The organism is Aeromicrobium alkaliterrae (assembly GCF_039529015.1).
In the GTDB taxonomy this organism is placed as follows: Bacteria; Actinomycetota; Actinomycetes; order Propionibacteriales; family Nocardioidaceae; genus Aeromicrobium; species Aeromicrobium alkaliterrae.
On record NZ_BAAAME010000004.1, the window covers coordinates 45611 to 59887 of the forward strand.

Genomic DNA, 14277 nt, shown 5'->3' on the forward strand with positions numbered 1-14277 from the left:
CTCCGCAACCACTCGGAGCGGCACGGACTCAGCGGGAGGCGGCGGCCCGCTCGGCGTCGTACAGCGCGTACGGGTCGTGGAGCGGGCGTCCGAGCGCGTCCTGCAGCCAGGTGGCGTCGCGGGCGGCGGCACGCTGGGTCGCGTCGCTCGCGCCGTCGCTGGTGAGGTTGGAGGCGAAGATCCCGGCGGCGGACCTCGGCAGGAAGTCCTCGTAGACGATGGGCCGCAGGACGTCGCCGTCCTCGACGTAGTACGCGAGGTCCTGGGCGTGCAGCTCGGCCTCCGTGGGCGGGAACGCCGTGAGGCCCTGGTCGTCGTAGAGCGCGCGACCGGCCGGGGTCAGCGCGACCCCACGGGCCTCCACCTCCCCGAAGCGGACCCGCAGCTCGCCCGTGACCACCGTGCCGTCGACCTCGCGGAACCGGCGGGGCTCGGCCAGGGCTCGGAAGGAGGTCTGCCGCAGCAGCACGTCGGGCCGGCCGGTGTCTCCGGGCGGGCCCTGGATGCGGTCGATCATCGCGATGCCCTGCGCCTCCATGCGCCGGTACAGCTCGTCGATGTCCAGCACCCGCGGGGTCAGGTGGTTGATGTGGGTCGAGGTCACGCCGCCGATGTCGGCCGCGACGCTGCTGATCGACTCCAGGTGGTCGTACCAGGCGCGGTCGACCGGTTCGGCGGACAGCGCGAACGCCGCGGTGGCGAGCTCGAGGAAGCGCGCCGCATCGGCCTCAGACAGCCCGCCGGCCGCCTCCGCGGCGTCGGCGAGGTCGAGCAGCTCGGCCGGGAACAGCTGCCGCGCCGCCAGGAACTCCTCGAGCCGGGCCTGGGTGTCGGCGTCGAAGAACCGGCGGTCGTCGGCCACGAGCACCGAGGTGAACACGCGGAACGGGTTGGCCGCCAGCTCGGCCCGATCGACGGGCCGGAAGGCCGTCGACACGACCGGGATCGGCGGCGTGGCCTCCCGCAGGTCGTAGAAACCGACGGGGTGCATTCCGCACGCGCCGAAGACGCGGGCGACCTGGGCGATCTCCTCCGCCGTGCCGACCCGGATCGCGCCGTGACGCTCGGCCGTGACGCGCCCGATCGACCCGAGCCGCTCGGCCTCCGGCCCCAGGCGCCGGAGCACCTCGGCGTTGATCTCCTCGCACGTGCGCACGAGCGTCGTGTAGGCCGGGACCTCCGTGCCGTAGAGGTCCGACAGCGCGCGGGCGAACCGGGCCCGCAGCTCGGTCGAGGAGACCGCCGGGCCGAGGGACCCCGGTGTCACAGGAACTCGACCCCCTGGGCCAGCGGGAGCTCGGTCGAGTAGTTGACCGTGTTGGTCGTGCGCCGCATGTAGGCGCGCCACGCGTCGGAGCCCGACTCGCGTCCGCCGCCGGTGTCCTTCTCGCCGCCGAACGCGCCACCGATCTCGGCGCCCGAGGGCCCGATGTTGACGTTCGCGATGCCGCAGTCCGAGCCGACGGCCGACACGAACGTCTCGGCCTCGCGGACGTCGAGCGTGAAGATCGACGAGCTGAGCCCCTGGCTCACCGCGTTGTGCAGCGCGATGGCCTCGTCCAGCTCGTCGTAGGTCAGGACGTAGAGGATCGGCGCGAACGTCTCGGTCTCGACGATCGCGGACTGCGCGGGCATGTCGACGATGGTCGGGCGGACGTAGGTGCCGCCGGCCACGCCGTCGTCGCGCGAGCCACCCGCGACGACCGTGCCGCCCTCGGCCCGAGCCTGCGCCACCGCTGCGTCGAAGCCGTTGCCGGCTGCCGCGTCGATCAGCGGACCGACCAGCGTCGAGGGCTCCAGCGGCGAGCCGATCGGCAGGGACTCGTAGGCCCCCGCAAGACGGCGCACGAGCTCGTCCTTCACCGAGCGGTGCACGATGACGCGCCGCAGCGACGTGCAGCGCTGACCCGCGGTGCCGGCGGCCGAGAACACGAGTCCGCGCACCGTGAGGTCGAGGTCGGCCGAGGGCGCCACGATCGCGGCGTTGTTGCCACCGAGCTCGAGCAGGGAGCGCCCGAGCCGCGCCGCCACGCGGGGCGCGACGGCCTTGCCCATGCGCGTCGAGCCCGTGGCCGAGACCAGGGGCACGCGCGGGTCGTCGACGAGCGCCTCCCCCACGTCGGCGGCACCGACGACGACCTGGCTCAGGTGCTCCGGGGCGCCGGTCCTGCGCGCGGCCTCGGCGGCGAGCGCCTGGCACGCCAGGGCCGTGAGCACCGACTTCTCCGAGGGCTTCCAGACCACGGCGTCGCCGCAGACGAAGGCGAGGGCCGCGTTCCACGACCACACCGCGACGGGGAAGTTGAAGGCGCTGATGACGCCCACCACGCCGAGCGGGTGCCACTGCTCCATCATCCGGTGGCCCGGGCGCTCCGTCGCGATCGTGAGGCCGTGCAGCTGGCGCGACAGGCCGACCGCGAGGTCGCAGATGTCGATCATCTCCTGCACCTCGCCGAGGCCCTCGCTGAGGATCTTGCCGGCCTCGATGCTGACGAGGCGGCCGAGGTCGTCCTTGTGCTCGCGCAGCAGCTCACCGAGCTCGCGGACGAACGCACCCCGCACCGGTGCCGGCACCGTGCGCCAGGTGAGGAAGGCCTCGTGGGCCCGGCCGACCGCCTCGGCGACCTCGGCGGGCGTGTGGGCCGCGACGCGGGTGATCTCCGCGCCGTCGATCGGCGAGCTCGCCACGAGGTCGCCGCCGGTGGCCAGCGAGACGCCCAGCCGGGCGAGCACCGCGAGGGCGTCGGCGCCGACGGGCGAGGAGGGTGCGGTCTGGGTCATCGGGGTTCTCCTGCCTCGGCGAACAGTCGTCCGGCGTTGGTGCTCTTCAGGTCGGTCAGGGCGATGTCCTCCTGGCGGACGAAGCCCGTGTCAGGCAGTCTGCCCTCCGCCACCAGCTCGACGACAGCCACGGCCGAGGCCGCCGTGGTCCAGGAGATCGCGCGCCAGCGGCGTCCGCCGACGTCGGTCGGCAGGTAGCCGCGCACGTAGTTCTCGCGGAACGCCAGGCCGTCCTTGACGCCCTCGACCGCGGCGTGGAGGTACACGATGTCGTCGCTGACGGGGGGCTTGGCGTCCTGCAGGACCCGGCTGACGAGCTCGCGCTCGTCGCGCAGCCCGAGCTCGTCGAACAGGAAGTGCATCTGCTTGAAGTGCCCCGGGTACCGCATCGTCTTGTAGTCGAGCCGGTTGACCCGACCCTCGTAGGTCTGGCACATCGTCCCGAGCCCGCCGGACGTCAGCGCGGCCTCGAGCTCGATGCCGCCGATCACGACCCGCTCCTTCTCGGTCATCGCGGGCACCATCTGCCGGTGGCCGGACCGCAGGACCTCGCAGTCGTTGAGGTACTCGTTCACGACGCCCTCGGCCGACCAGTTGAAGGCGTAGCCGAGGAGCCCGGTGGGGTTCTGCGGCAGCGCCCCGACCTTGAGCTCGATCGACTTGATCTTCTGGAACGTCGCCGCGATCGAGGCGCCCACGATGCCGATCAGGCCCGGCGCGAGCCCGCACTGCGGGGCGAAGGTCGAGTCGCTGCCCAGCTGCGACAGCTCGATGACGCGCTGCGTCGTCGGGACGTCCTCGGTCAGGTCGAAGTAGTGCGTGCCGGTCGCGTGCGCGGCCTCGGCCACCGCGATGTTGCGGTGGTACGGCAGGCACGAGACCACGGCGTCGACGTGCTCGAGCGCCTGGCGGATGCCGGCCTCGTCGCTCACGTCGAGCTGGTGCCGGTCGAAGGCCTCGACGCCGGCCGCGCCCTCGCGGGCCGTCGCGTCGTAGCCCTTCACGGCGAAGCCGGACTCCACCAGCATCAGCGCGACCAGCTCGCCCACCTTGCCCAGCCCGAAGACCGCGACGGTCTCGATCGTGCGTCCCATGCCTGCTCCCCTCGTCGGTGCGTCGATCGTAGGAGCGCAGCGCGGGCCTGGCTATACCGTCCGGACGGTTCAGTGGTTGCGATTCGATGACGTCGCCGACCCGTGACGCACGACGGCGCCGGCACTCCCCTGCGGGAGCACCGGCGCCGTGGTGACGGGCTTACTTGATCAGGCGGTGCGAGTACGCGTCGACGAAACGTGCGTCGCGCTGCGCCTGCTGCTCACGACGCTCGCGCGCCTGGTTCAGCAGGACCTCGCGGTCCGCCTCCGACAACTCGTCCCAGGCGCGCTTGACGCGGGCCTGGCGACCGAATCGGGCCATGTCCGACACCTCCTCCCCCGTGGGTCGACCGGCATTCCGGCCGGGGGTGGTCGGATGGGTGTGTGCGGGCATGGGATCGGTCGTGCGTGAGGTCTTGATGGTCATGGCGCGCCTCCTTTCGATTGAGTGGACATAGAGAAAACCGCCCCGGATCGTCGATCCGGAGCGGTGGTGTGGACGTGCCGCAGGTACTACGGCAGGTGCACGACTCCGGAGGACGAGCCGTTCGAGAACGGGACGGCGGACGTGACGCGGAACGCGTCGTTCATGTCGGCGTGGTTCTTCATGGGGCTCACCTCTCTCGTCGTGCGGGTGACAGCAGGCTAGCCCGTCGGACGTCCGCCTGTCGAGGCCGACACGCGCCGGCGTCGCTCAGTCGAACGCGAGGAGGTCGCCGAGCTCGTCGCGGGTCACGCCGCTGGCCGACAGCAGGTCGGCCGCGAGCGAGCGGACCTGAGCGCCGATCGCGGCGGCGTTGATCGTCATCTCCCCCGAGAGGCACGTGATCGCGATGCGGGCCGCCGCGACGAGCTCGTCGCGCGCCTCCGCGAAGCTGTCGTGCGTCGCCAGGTCGTCGGCGTAGATCCGCACCGCCCTGCCCATGCGCTCGATCGCGTCCTGCATGTCGCGCGGCGCGGTCTCGCCGTGCCGCAGCATCGCGGACACCCGGCGCGCCAGGACGCGGACGTCGCGCAGCGCGTTGTCCAGGTCGCGCACCGAGCCGACGAACCGCGCGAGCTCCTCGCGCTGGCGCCAGCGCACGGGTGACATCCGCGCGATCTCGGCGACGTTGACGCCGGTCGAGGAGACGGAGTCCATCAGGGCCTGCGCCGACCGGGCCTGCCCGAGGGCGATGTCGGCCAGTGCCGCGTCGCCCGTGCGCAGCGACTGGGCCACGCGGTCGAGGACCTCGGCGATGTCCTCGAGCAGGCGCTGGACCTGCTGGTTCATGTCGCGCACCGGGTTGCGCGGCAGGAGCAGCACCATCGCCAGGCCGCACGCCCCGCCCACGAGCGAGTCGAGGAAGCGGGTGACCGCCGGGTTGCCGGCGCCCGTCGCGGGCAGCACGGCCGCCAGCAGCACCGCCGAGTTGGCGGCCTGGGTCAGCGCGAGGCCCTTGATGCCCACGAGCGTCGCGACCGCCACGGTGAGGGCCACGACCAGCGCGATCTGCCAGGCGCCGCGGCCGATCGTGAGGATCAGGAGCTCCCCCACGAAGACGCCGATGGCGACCCCGACGACGAGCTCGATCGTCGTGCGGCCCCGCTGCCCCGCCCCCGCGATGATGACGATGACCGCGGCGATCGGCGCGAAGAACGCCTGCTGGTGGCCCAGGAGGTGGGTCGCGATCGCGAACGCCGCGGCCGTCGAGATGCTGAGCCGCAGCATGAGCCGCCAGCGGCGGCGCAGCGTGGCCCAGCGGTCGGCGAAGGACTCCTGCGGACGGGGCACCCGCCGCAGGGACAACAGCGGATGGGGCCTCACAGCGACAGCTTGGTGCTCATGTCAGCGGGTCAGGCGACGGACCACGATCGCGGCGGCGAGGACGCCCGCCACCCCGGCGACGAGCGGGACGATCGTCTCGAAGCGCGGTGATCCGCTCTCGTCGACGAACTTCGCCTTCACGGACGCCGTGGTGCGCCGCAGGATCGACTTCGGGCTGGTCCGGTCGATCAACGTGTCGATCGTGGCGGCGAGGTGGTCGCGCACCTCGTCGATCTCGGACACCAGCTGGTCGGTCTCTCGCGCCACGTCTCGCTCCTGTCCCCATCGGTCGGACGTTCCGCCCGCTGGGCCAGGATAGGCCTCATGACGACACGACTGCAGCCCGGTGACACCGCACCCGACTTCACCCTCCCGAGCGACACCGGCGAGACCGTCACGCTGTCCTCCCTGCGCGGCACCTCGGTGATCGTGTACTTCTACCCGGCGGCCATGACGCCGGGCTGCACCAAGCAGGCCTGCGACTTCACCGAGTCGCTCGACCGACTGAAGGCCGAGGGGTACGAGGTCGTCGGCATCTCCCCCGACAAGCCCGAGAAGCTCGCAAAGTTCCGCGAGAACGACGGCCTGACCATCACGCTGCTGAGCGACCCCGAGAAGGAGGTCCTGACCGCGTGGGGCGCCTTCGGCGAGAAGAAGCTCTACGGCAAGGTCGTGCAGGGCGTCATCCGCTCGACGTTCGTCGTCGACCCCGAGGGCGCGATCTCGTACGCCGCCTACAACGTCAAGGCCACGGGCCACGTCGCCAAGCTCCGCCGCGACCTGAAGCTCGACTGACCGCCGGTCCACACCCGCGCCGTTATCCACAGCCCTCACCGGCACGCAGCCCGACTGTCCGCGGGCGCTCCTAGCGTCTGCGGCATGAGAGGCCCGTACAAGTACACCCGCGAGCTCCTGGAGCCGCTCGTGATCGAGTCGACGTCCGTGGCCGAGGTCGTTCGCAAGCTCGGTCTGAGGCCCAACGGTGGCGCGCACACCCATCTCGGCCGCGTCATCAAGAAGCACGGGTTCGACACCTCGCACTTCCGTCGACCTGGGAAGGGCCAGAAGTACGCGCGCTTGACACCGGAACAGATCCTGGTCCGTCGCGATCCCTCGCAACGACGTGCTCATGCGCACATGCTCCGCCGCGCGCTTCGCGAGTCGGGGCGCCCCTACTGCTGCGAACGATGCGGCAACCCTGGGGAGTGGATGTCGGAGCCTTTGACGCTCGAGGTCGACCACATCAACGGCGACATCCATGACAACACCGCCGAGAACCTCCGCTTTCTCTGCCCCAACTGCCACCGGCTCACACCCAACTTCGCCGGTCGCAGTCGCGGCGTCCACCTCCGAGAGGACGCTGCCGCCACGGCGACGTCATAGAATTGGGTGATCGCCGAAGTGGTGGAAAGGCAGACACGCGGCGCTTAGGACGCCGTACCTCAGGGTGTGCGGGTTCGAATCCCGCCTTCGGCACTGGGTGAGCAGGTCACGGGACGAGCTTGGGCAGGCCCTTGCCGATCGCGAGGGTCAGGATCTTGCCGACGACCACCGCGAGGCCGGGCACGGCTGCGTCGAAGCCGATCGTGTAGTCGAGCCGCGTGCCGCCGTCGGCGGTCGGGGTCAGGGCCTGGCGACCCCAGTGGCCCTTGAGCGGCGAGCCCTTCGTGATCTTGTACTCGATCAGCGTCGGCCGGTCGGCGACCGTCGTGGTCTCCTCGAAGCCCGGGAGCGGACCGATCTTGAGCGACCGGGTCGAGCCGACGCCGTTGCGCTCGCTGTCGCCGTCCTTGACCCGGCGCACCTTCGCACCGAGGACGGGGCCGAGGTTCTCGTGCTCGGCGAGGGCGTCGAAGACGACCTCGGGGCTCGAGGTGTAGATCTGGGAGACGCGCACGCGCGTGGGGGCTGCCATGAGCGATGAGTCTAGAGCGCTCCGAGTACTGTGCGAGCCGTGTTCCAGATCTGCTTCGTCGAGCCGCGCATCGCCGGCAACACCGGCAGCGCGATCCGGCTGGCCGCCGCGACGGGCGCCCACCTGCACCTGGTCGACCCGCTGTTCGATCTCGAGGACAGCAAGCTGCGCCGCGCGGGGCTCGACTACCACGACCTCGCGGTCGTGACGGTGCACGAGGACCTCGAGAGCGCCTACGCCGCCTTCGACGGCGCCCGGGTGTTCGCCTTCACGACCTCGGCCACCCGCCGGTACACCGACGTCGCCTACGAGGCGGGCGACGTGCTGATGTTCGGCTCCGAGCCCACCGGGCTGCCCGACGAGGTGCAGCACGACCCCCGGGTCAGCGACCGCCTCCGCCTGCCGATGCAGCCGTCGAGGCGGTCGATGAACCTGGCGAGCTGCGCGTCGATCGCGGTCTACGAGGCCTGGCGGCAGCAGGACTTCCCCGGCGCGGTCTGACCGTCCTACGCTGCGGTCATGGCCGACGACGCGAAGACCCGCCCGACCGAGGTCGCGGTGGAGGAGTTCGTCGCGTCGGTCGCCGACGAGACGACCCGCGCCGACTGCGCGGCGCTGATCGAGGTCATGACGCGCGCCAGCGGCGCCGCCCCGGTCATGTGGGGCCCGAGCATCATCGGCTTCGGCAGCTACCACTACCGCTACGCCAGCGGGCGCGAGGGCGATGCCGCGGTCATCGGCTTCTCGCCGCGCGTCGGCAAGCTCTCGCTGTACCTCAACGACGGCACCGACCAGCACGCCGAGGCCCTCGCGCGCCTGGGCCGGCACAGCACGACGCAGGTGTGCCTGCACGTGAAGCGTCTTGCGGACGTCGACCTCGACGTGCTCGAGGAGATCCTGAGGACCTCCTACGCGAGCACCACCGCCGCCCACGCCTGACGACGGTCAGTCGGCCGGGGCCGCCACCCGGGTCGGCTCGGTGCGTCCCCGGGCCACGAACGGCTCGACCTCACGCCAGTGCTCGGCCTCGTCACCCGCCGCGTCCAGCAGGCCGGCGTTGGCCGCGACGTGCGACGGCGGCAGCTGCTGGGCCCGCGCGGTGAGCCGGGACGCCTCGTTCACGGGGTCGCCGATCACGGTGTACTCGTAGCGCTCGGCGGCGCCGACGTTGCCGGCGACGGCTCGCCCGCCGGACACGCCGATCGCCGCCGCGAGCTCGGGCACCTCCCCCGCCAGGCGCGCGGCCATGACGCGCGCCGCGGTCAGCGCCTTCTCCTCCGGGGCGTCGACCTCGACCGGCGCGTTCCAGATCGCGAGCGCCGCGTCGCCCTCGAACTTGTTGATCCAGCCGTCGTGGTCGTGCACGACCTCGATCACGACGGTGAAGAACCGGTTCAGGAGCGAGACGACCTCCTCGGGCGGTCGCTGGGCGGCGATCGCGGTGGAGCCGATGACGTCGACGAACAGCACGACGACGTGGCGGGCCTCGCCGCCGAGACGGACTCCTCCGGCCGCGGCCGCACGGGCGACGTCGCCGCCGACGTGGCGGCCGAACAGGTCCCGCAGCTGCTCGCGCTCGCGCAGGCCCGCCACCATCTCGTTGAAGCCCGCCTGCAGCAGCCCGATCTCGGTGCCGTCGTAGATGGGTGAGCGCGCCTCGAGGTCGCCCGCGCCGACCTGGGAGATCGCGTTCCGCAGCACCCGCACGGGGTCCGACGACGCGCGAGCCGCGACGTAGATCGTGAACCCGCCGACGACGAACCCCAGGGAGCCGAGGACCAGCATCGTGATCGACAGCTGGACGACCGTGACGTCGTCGCGCCGCACGAGGGACGCCAGGCCGACGGCCCCGATCCCCCACACGACGACCCCGGTGCCGAGCATCCACGCGAACATCGTGCGATTGGCGACCGAGCGCACGCGCAGGCTCTCCGGGATCCCGCTCGCCAGGGCGCGCCCGGCGAGCCCCCGGGTCAGGCGCTCCGAGACGAGATAGGCCACCGAGCTCGTCGTGATGCCGGCCAGGCCCACGACCTGGAGCACCGTCACGCCGAGCTGCACCGAGACGACGGCGTTGAAGATCGCGAAGAACAGCGCGCCCATCGCCCAGAGCACGGCGTGCAGGACGAAGAAGCGCCGCGGCACGTCGAGCACCGCTCGCTTCTCGGCGTCGGTCGGTGGGCGGTCCTGGCGCACCCACCGCAGTGCCGGGGCCGAGATCCGCAGGCCCGCGATGATCCCGGTGGTCAGCAGGACCGGGACGACGATCGAGACCGTCACGAGGTTGACGATCGCGAGGTCGTCGTCGTTCGCGATGGGCAGCGGGATGACGAGCGTCGCGAGGCAGTACACGATCACGGCACCGACGACGCTGGTCAGGACGAGTCCCGTGACCATCGCGACGCGCAGGCGCCAGACGAAGGAGACCCGCGACCTGCGGGTCTCGCGCGCGGCTGCGCTGTCGGGGGCCATGCAGGTTGTCTACCGCGTGGCACCCCGCCAGCGCACCTCCCGCGGGGTCAGGACGCCGAGTCGGAGGAGTCCTCCGAGCCCTGGGACCCCTGGGGGCCGCCGGAGCCGGGCGGGCCGACCCGTCCGTCGGGGCCCTGACCGGCTCCGGGCCCGCCCGGCACCTGGCCGGGCTGGAGCTGTCCCGGGGCAGAGCCGTTGCCGTTGGCGTTGCCGTTGCCGTTGCCCGAGTCCAGGGCGAAGCCGAGGCCCGTGCCGGCGCCGACCCCGGCGACGAGGGTTCCGGCCGCGACGACGGCGGCGACCCGCAGCGAGATCCGCCGGCGCTCGCCGGACGGTTCCGCCGGCGGCACCGGCGTGGGGTTCTGGGCCTCCGGAGGGGCCGGCGGCGGGACGGGGGTGTCGAGGGTGCTGGCGGTGTCAGTCATGTTCCCCACCGTGCGAACCGCGTCTGTCCGGGGCCTGTGACGAGGTCAGGCATCCGCTGGGACAGCCCGGGCACCGCAGCAGCACGGCACACCTCGTCCATACTCACAGGTTCAGCACAGGCTTCTGCCAGGCATTTCCGGCCGGTCAGGAGCAGACTGTCGATCATGACCACGGCCCTCTCCCGCCCGGACGGATCCCCCGTCCGCGTCCTCGTCGTCGACGACGAGCAGAACATCGCCGAGCTGCTGCAGATGGCACTGCGCTACGAGGGGTGGGACATCACGACCGCCGCCACGGGGCGCGCCGCCGTGCAGGCCGCCCGCGACGTCGGACCCGACGCGATCGTGCTCGACATGATGCTCCCGGACTTCGACGGGCTCGAGGTCCTGCGCCGCATCCGCGCCTTCGCGCCCGACGTCCCGGTCGTGTTCCTCACGGCCCGCGACTCCGTCGAGGACCGCGTGCACGGCCTGACCGCCGGCGGCGACGACTACGTCACCAAGCCGTTCAGCCTGGAGGAGGTCGTCGCACGCCTGCGCGGGCACCTGCGCCGTTCCGGCGCGCTCGAGCACCGCGAGAGCCACGTCCTCACGGTCGGCGACCTGACCCTCGACGAGGACAGCCACGACGTCACCCGCGGTGGCGACGAGATCGCGCTGACGGCGACCGAGTTCGAGCTGCTCCGCTACCTGATGCGCAACCCCAAGCGGGTCCTCAGCAAGGCCCAGATCCTCGACCGGGTGTGGAACTACGACTTCGGCGGCCAGGCCAACGTCGTCGAGCTCTACATCTCGTACCTGCGCAAGAAGGTCGACGCGGGACACGCGCCGATGATCCACACCAAGCGCGGTGCCGGGTACGTGCTCAAGCCCGCGCCGTGACCCTGGCACGCTGACCTCGTGGCCCGCTTCCTGCCCGCGACCCTCACGGGCCGCCTGATCGTCACGATCATCGCCCTCGTCGCGTTCGTCGGCGTGGGCGCGTCGGTCCTGACCGCGATGACGATGCGGTCGCACCTGACCGACCGGCTCGACTCCCAGCTGCACGAGAGCCTCGACCGCTCGACCCGCGAGCTCGACCTGCTGCCGGGCGGACCGCGGCCGCCCTCCAGCGGGCCCCTCCCCGTGGCCGTCGGTCAGGGCACCGGCACGCTGACCGCGGTCTTCCACGGGTCGACCCAGCGCGGCGACGTGATCGGCGACGGCGAGCAGAACGCCCTGTCGACCGACGTGCTCGACACCCTGGCCGACCTCCCGACGGACGACCGGGTGCGCACGGTCGACCTGGGCGAGCTCGGCAGCTACCGGGTGCTCGCGGTCCGGGACGCCGACGGGGTGACGATCGTCGGCGGGCTCCCCACCGACGAGGTCACCGAGACGATCCAGAACCTGATGCTCTGGGAGATCGTCCTGACGCTCGCCGGCGTGCTGTTCGCGGCCGAGATCGGTCGCATCCTGGTGCGCCGCCAGCTCCGGCCCCTGCGCGACGTCGCGGCCACGGCGCACGAGGTCGCCTCGATGCCGCTGTCCAGCGGCGCCGTGGCCCACACGCCGCGCGTGCGCTCGGACCTGACCGACCCCGCGACCGAGGTCGGTCGCGTCGGCGACGCGCTCAACGTCATGCTCGACCACGTCGAGAGCTCGCTGGAGGCCCGGCACGAGAGCGAGCAGCAGGTGCGGCAGTTCGTCGCCGACGCCTCGCACGAGCTGCGGACCCCCCTGTCGACGATCGCGGGCTACACCGAGCTGGTGCACCGCTCCGGCGAGGACCCCGACGTCGTGCGGCAGGCGCTCGCCAAGATCGAGACCGAGTCCTCCCGGATGTCCGCCCTCGTGAACGACCTGCTGCTGCTGGCACGTCTGGACTCGGGCCGCCCGCTGGAGCAGGCGACGGTCGACCTGACGCAGATCGTGCTCGAGGCCGTCACCGACCGCCAGGTCGTCGATCCCGAGCGGCGGTGGAGCATCCAGGTGCCCGACGACGCCGTCGAGATCTCGGGCGATGCCGACCGCCTCCACCAGGCCGTCACGAACCTCCTGATCAACGCCTCGCGCCACACCCCCGAGGGCACGAGCGTCACGACCGCCCTGCGCAGCACGTCGGTCGGGGTGACCGTGTCGGTCCGCGACGACGGCCCAGGGCTCGACGCCGCGCTCGTCCCCCACGTGTTCGACCGCTTCACCCGCGGTGACACCTCGCGCACGCGCGCCTCCGGCGGAGCGGGTCTCGGCACGTCGCTCGTCAAGGCGATCGTCGAGGCGCACGACGGCCAGGTCGCGGTGCGCAGCCGCCCCGGCGACACCGTCTTCACGCTCACCTTCCCGGCCTGACCCGCGTCTGGGGGCCCGACCGGGCCGGCGCCGGTTGAGTGCGGGCTCGCCGTGCGCTTGGATCGAGGCACACACCCGCTCCCAGGCGAAGGACCCGTCATGGCCCAGAAGCAGTCCATCCTCGGTCGCATCAGCCAGCTGACCCGTGCGAACATCAACTCGCTCCTCGACAAGGCCGAGGACCCGCAGAAGATGCTCGACCAGCTCGTCCGCGACTACACCAGCTCGATCGCCGAGGCCGAGGACGCCGTGGCCCAGACGATCGGCAACCTCCGCCTCGCCGAGTCCGACCACGCCGAGGACGTCGCCGCCGCGAAGGAGTGGGGCGGCAAGGCGCTCGCCGCCTCGCAGCGCGCCGACGTGCTGCGCTCGAGCGGCCAGTCGGGCGAGGCCGATCGCTTCGACCAGCTCGCCAAGCTCGCGCTCACCAAGCAGATCTCCTTCGAGGGCGAGGCCAAGCAGGCCGCGCCGATGATCGCCTCGCAGGGCGAGACGGTCGAGAAGCTCAAGACCGGGCTGGTCCAGATGCGCGTCAAGCTCGACGAGCTCAAGGTCAAGCGTGACCAGCTCGTCGCGCGCGCCAAGACGGCCGAGGCCCAGGCAAAGGTCGCCGACGCGGTCAAGTCGATCGACGTGCTCGACCCGACCAGCGAGCTGTCCCGCTTCGAGGAGAAGGTGCGCCGCGACGAGGCGCTCGTCGCCGGACACGCCGAGCTGGCCTCCGCAAGCCTCGACTCGCAGTTCGCCGAGCTGGAGGCCGACGGCGACACGCTGGAGGTCGAGGCCCGGCTCGCCGAGCTCAAGGCGCTCCAGACCGGAGCGCAGCAGGCCGTCGAGGGCGAGGGCAGCGCTCGCTGAGAGCGCTGACAAGTCGCGTGTCGACTGACAGGATGACCCCATGAAGCTCTCCGAGACATTCACCTATGACGCCACGGTCGACGAGGTGTACGGCCTCATCACGTCCGAGGCGTTCCGCACCGAGACCTGCGAGGACCAGGGTGCGCTCGAGCACGACGTCTCCGTCCAGGACGGCGTCGTGACGATCGTGCGGTCGATGCCGGCCGAGCTGCCCGACTTCGTCAAGAAGCTCACCGGCCCCACGGTGAAGGTCAAGCAGACCGAGAAGTGGACCGAGGGCAGCAACGGATCCCGCCACGCCGACGTCAAGGTCTCGATCGTGGGCCAGCCGGCCGAGATGCTGGGTACTGCAGAGCTCACGGACGACGGAAAGGGTGGCACGGTCTTCACGGTCAAGGGTGACGTGAAGGTCTCGATCCCTCTCCTCGGTCGCAAGATCGAGCCGGAGATCCACAAGCAGATCGTTCGCTCGATCAACGCCGAGGTCGAGCTCGGCAAGACGAAGATCTGACACGAAGGGCCAACCAGGCCCTACACTCGACGCAACACAGGGTCCCGCTCCCGATGGGAAGGAGCGGGGCCCTTTGTCGTCCG

Annotated in this window: 17 protein-coding genes and 1 tRNA gene; 9 read left to right on the forward strand and 9 right to left on the reverse strand. The window is 71.6% G+C overall.

Going from position 1 to position 14277, the window contains the following annotated elements; genetic code table 11:
- Nucleotides 1–28: 28 nt before the first annotated feature.
- From hglS to ABD127_RS08215, 6 genes are all read right to left on the reverse strand, one after another.
- Entirely contained in the window at nt 29–1267 is a 1239-nt protein-coding gene (hglS, locus tag ABD127_RS08190; protein ID WP_344199813.1) for a 2-oxoadipate dioxygenase/decarboxylase, read from the reverse strand.
- Nucleotides 1264–2781 (reverse strand): L-piperidine-6-carboxylate dehydrogenase, encoded by a 1518-nt coding sequence (amaB, locus tag ABD127_RS08195; RefSeq protein WP_344199816.1) that lies wholly within the window; start codon nt 2779–2781, stop codon nt 1264–1266. Before amaB ends, hglS begins: the two co-directional genes overlap by 4 nt.
- Nucleotides 2778–3875 carry a saccharopine dehydrogenase family protein gene (locus ABD127_RS08200; RefSeq protein ID WP_344199819.1) on the reverse strand — a complete coding sequence of 366 codons (1098 nt, stop codon included), beginning with the start codon at nt 3873–3875 and terminating at the stop codon, nt 2778–2780. The genes amaB and ABD127_RS08200 overlap by 4 nt, the downstream gene beginning before the upstream one ends.
- A gap of 160 nt (nt 3876–4035) precedes the next feature.
- On the reverse strand, nt 4036–4197 hold the full coding sequence (locus tag ABD127_RS08205; protein ID WP_344199822.1) for a hypothetical protein: 162 nt from the start codon (nt 4195–4197) through the stop codon (nt 4036–4038).
- Between the two features lie 372 nt (nt 4198–4569).
- Nucleotides 4570–5682: an FUSC family protein gene (locus ABD127_RS08210; protein WP_344199825.1), complete on the reverse strand. Its 1113-nt coding sequence runs from the start codon at nt 5680–5682 to the stop codon at nt 4570–4572.
- A 21-nt stretch (nt 5683–5703) separates the two neighbouring features.
- Nucleotides 5704–5949: a DUF3618 domain-containing protein gene (locus tag ABD127_RS08215; protein ID WP_344199828.1), complete on the reverse strand. Its 246-nt coding sequence runs from the start codon at nt 5947–5949 to the stop codon at nt 5704–5706.
- Nucleotides 5950–6006: 57 nt separating this feature from the next.
- Here ABD127_RS08215 and bcp point away from each other — a divergent pair, with 57 nt between their 5' ends.
- The 3 genes from bcp (at nt 6007) to ABD127_RS08230 (ending at nt 7158) form a co-directional block, all read left to right on the forward strand.
- The gene (bcp, locus tag ABD127_RS08220; RefSeq protein WP_344199831.1) at nt 6007–6477 is read left to right on the forward strand and encodes a thioredoxin-dependent thiol peroxidase; all 471 of its coding nucleotides are present in this window, start codon (nt 6007–6009) and stop codon (nt 6475–6477) included.
- 84 nt (nt 6478–6561) lie between these two features.
- Nucleotides 6562–7065: an HNH endonuclease signature motif containing protein gene (locus ABD127_RS08225; protein WP_344199834.1), complete on the forward strand. Its 504-nt coding sequence runs from the start codon at nt 6562–6564 to the stop codon at nt 7063–7065.
- Nucleotides 7066–7077: 12 nt separating this feature from the next.
- A tRNA-Leu gene (locus ABD127_RS08230) sits at nt 7078–7158 on the forward strand.
- 13 nt (nt 7159–7171) lie between these two features.
- On the opposite strand, the gene ABD127_RS08235 is transcribed toward ABD127_RS08230, so the two are convergent.
- Nucleotides 7172–7597 carry an SRPBCC family protein gene (locus tag ABD127_RS08235; protein WP_344199837.1) on the reverse strand — a complete coding sequence of 142 codons (426 nt, stop codon included), beginning with the start codon at nt 7595–7597 and terminating at the stop codon, nt 7172–7174.
- A gap of 39 nt (nt 7598–7636) precedes the next feature.
- Here ABD127_RS08235 and ABD127_RS08240 point away from each other — a divergent pair, with 39 nt between their 5' ends.
- Nucleotides 7637–8098 (forward strand): tRNA (cytidine(34)-2'-O)-methyltransferase, encoded by a 462-nt coding sequence (locus ABD127_RS08240; RefSeq protein WP_344199840.1) that lies wholly within the window; start codon nt 7637–7639, stop codon nt 8096–8098.
- 18 nt (nt 8099–8116) lie between these two features.
- Nucleotides 8117–8536 carry a DUF1801 domain-containing protein gene (locus ABD127_RS08245; RefSeq protein ID WP_344199843.1) on the forward strand — a complete coding sequence of 140 codons (420 nt, stop codon included), beginning with the start codon at nt 8117–8119 and terminating at the stop codon, nt 8534–8536.
- Between the two features lie 6 nt (nt 8537–8542).
- Here ABD127_RS08245 and ABD127_RS08250 read toward each other — a convergent pair whose 3' ends face one another.
- Entirely contained in the window at nt 8543–10069 is a 1527-nt protein-coding gene (locus ABD127_RS08250; protein ID WP_344199846.1) for an adenylate/guanylate cyclase domain-containing protein, read from the reverse strand.
- Nucleotides 10070–10116: 47 nt separating this feature from the next.
- The gene (locus tag ABD127_RS08255) at nt 10117–10494 is read right to left on the reverse strand and encodes a hypothetical protein (protein ID WP_344199849.1); all 378 of its coding nucleotides are present in this window, start codon (nt 10492–10494) and stop codon (nt 10117–10119) included.
- Nucleotides 10495–10659: 165 nt separating this feature from the next.
- On the opposite strand from ABD127_RS08255, the gene ABD127_RS08260 reads away from it, so the two are divergent.
- From ABD127_RS08260 to ABD127_RS08275, 4 genes are all read left to right on the forward strand, one after another.
- Nucleotides 10660–11376 carry a response regulator transcription factor gene (locus ABD127_RS08260; RefSeq protein WP_344199852.1) on the forward strand — a complete coding sequence of 239 codons (717 nt, stop codon included), beginning with the start codon at nt 10660–10662 and terminating at the stop codon, nt 11374–11376.
- A gap of 18 nt (nt 11377–11394) precedes the next feature.
- Nucleotides 11395–12825 carry a sensor histidine kinase gene (locus ABD127_RS08265; protein WP_344199854.1) on the forward strand — a complete coding sequence of 477 codons (1431 nt, stop codon included), beginning with the start codon at nt 11395–11397 and terminating at the stop codon, nt 12823–12825.
- Nucleotides 12826–12924: 99 nt separating this feature from the next.
- Complete coding sequence (locus ABD127_RS08270; RefSeq protein WP_344199856.1) at nt 12925–13683, forward strand: PspA/IM30 family protein; 759 nt, start codon at nt 12925–12927, stop codon at nt 13681–13683.
- 40 nt (nt 13684–13723) lie between these two features.
- On the forward strand, nt 13724–14194 hold the full coding sequence (locus tag ABD127_RS08275; RefSeq protein ID WP_344199858.1) for a DUF2505 domain-containing protein: 471 nt from the start codon (nt 13724–13726) through the stop codon (nt 14192–14194).
- Nucleotides 14195–14277 lie beyond the last annotated feature (83 nt).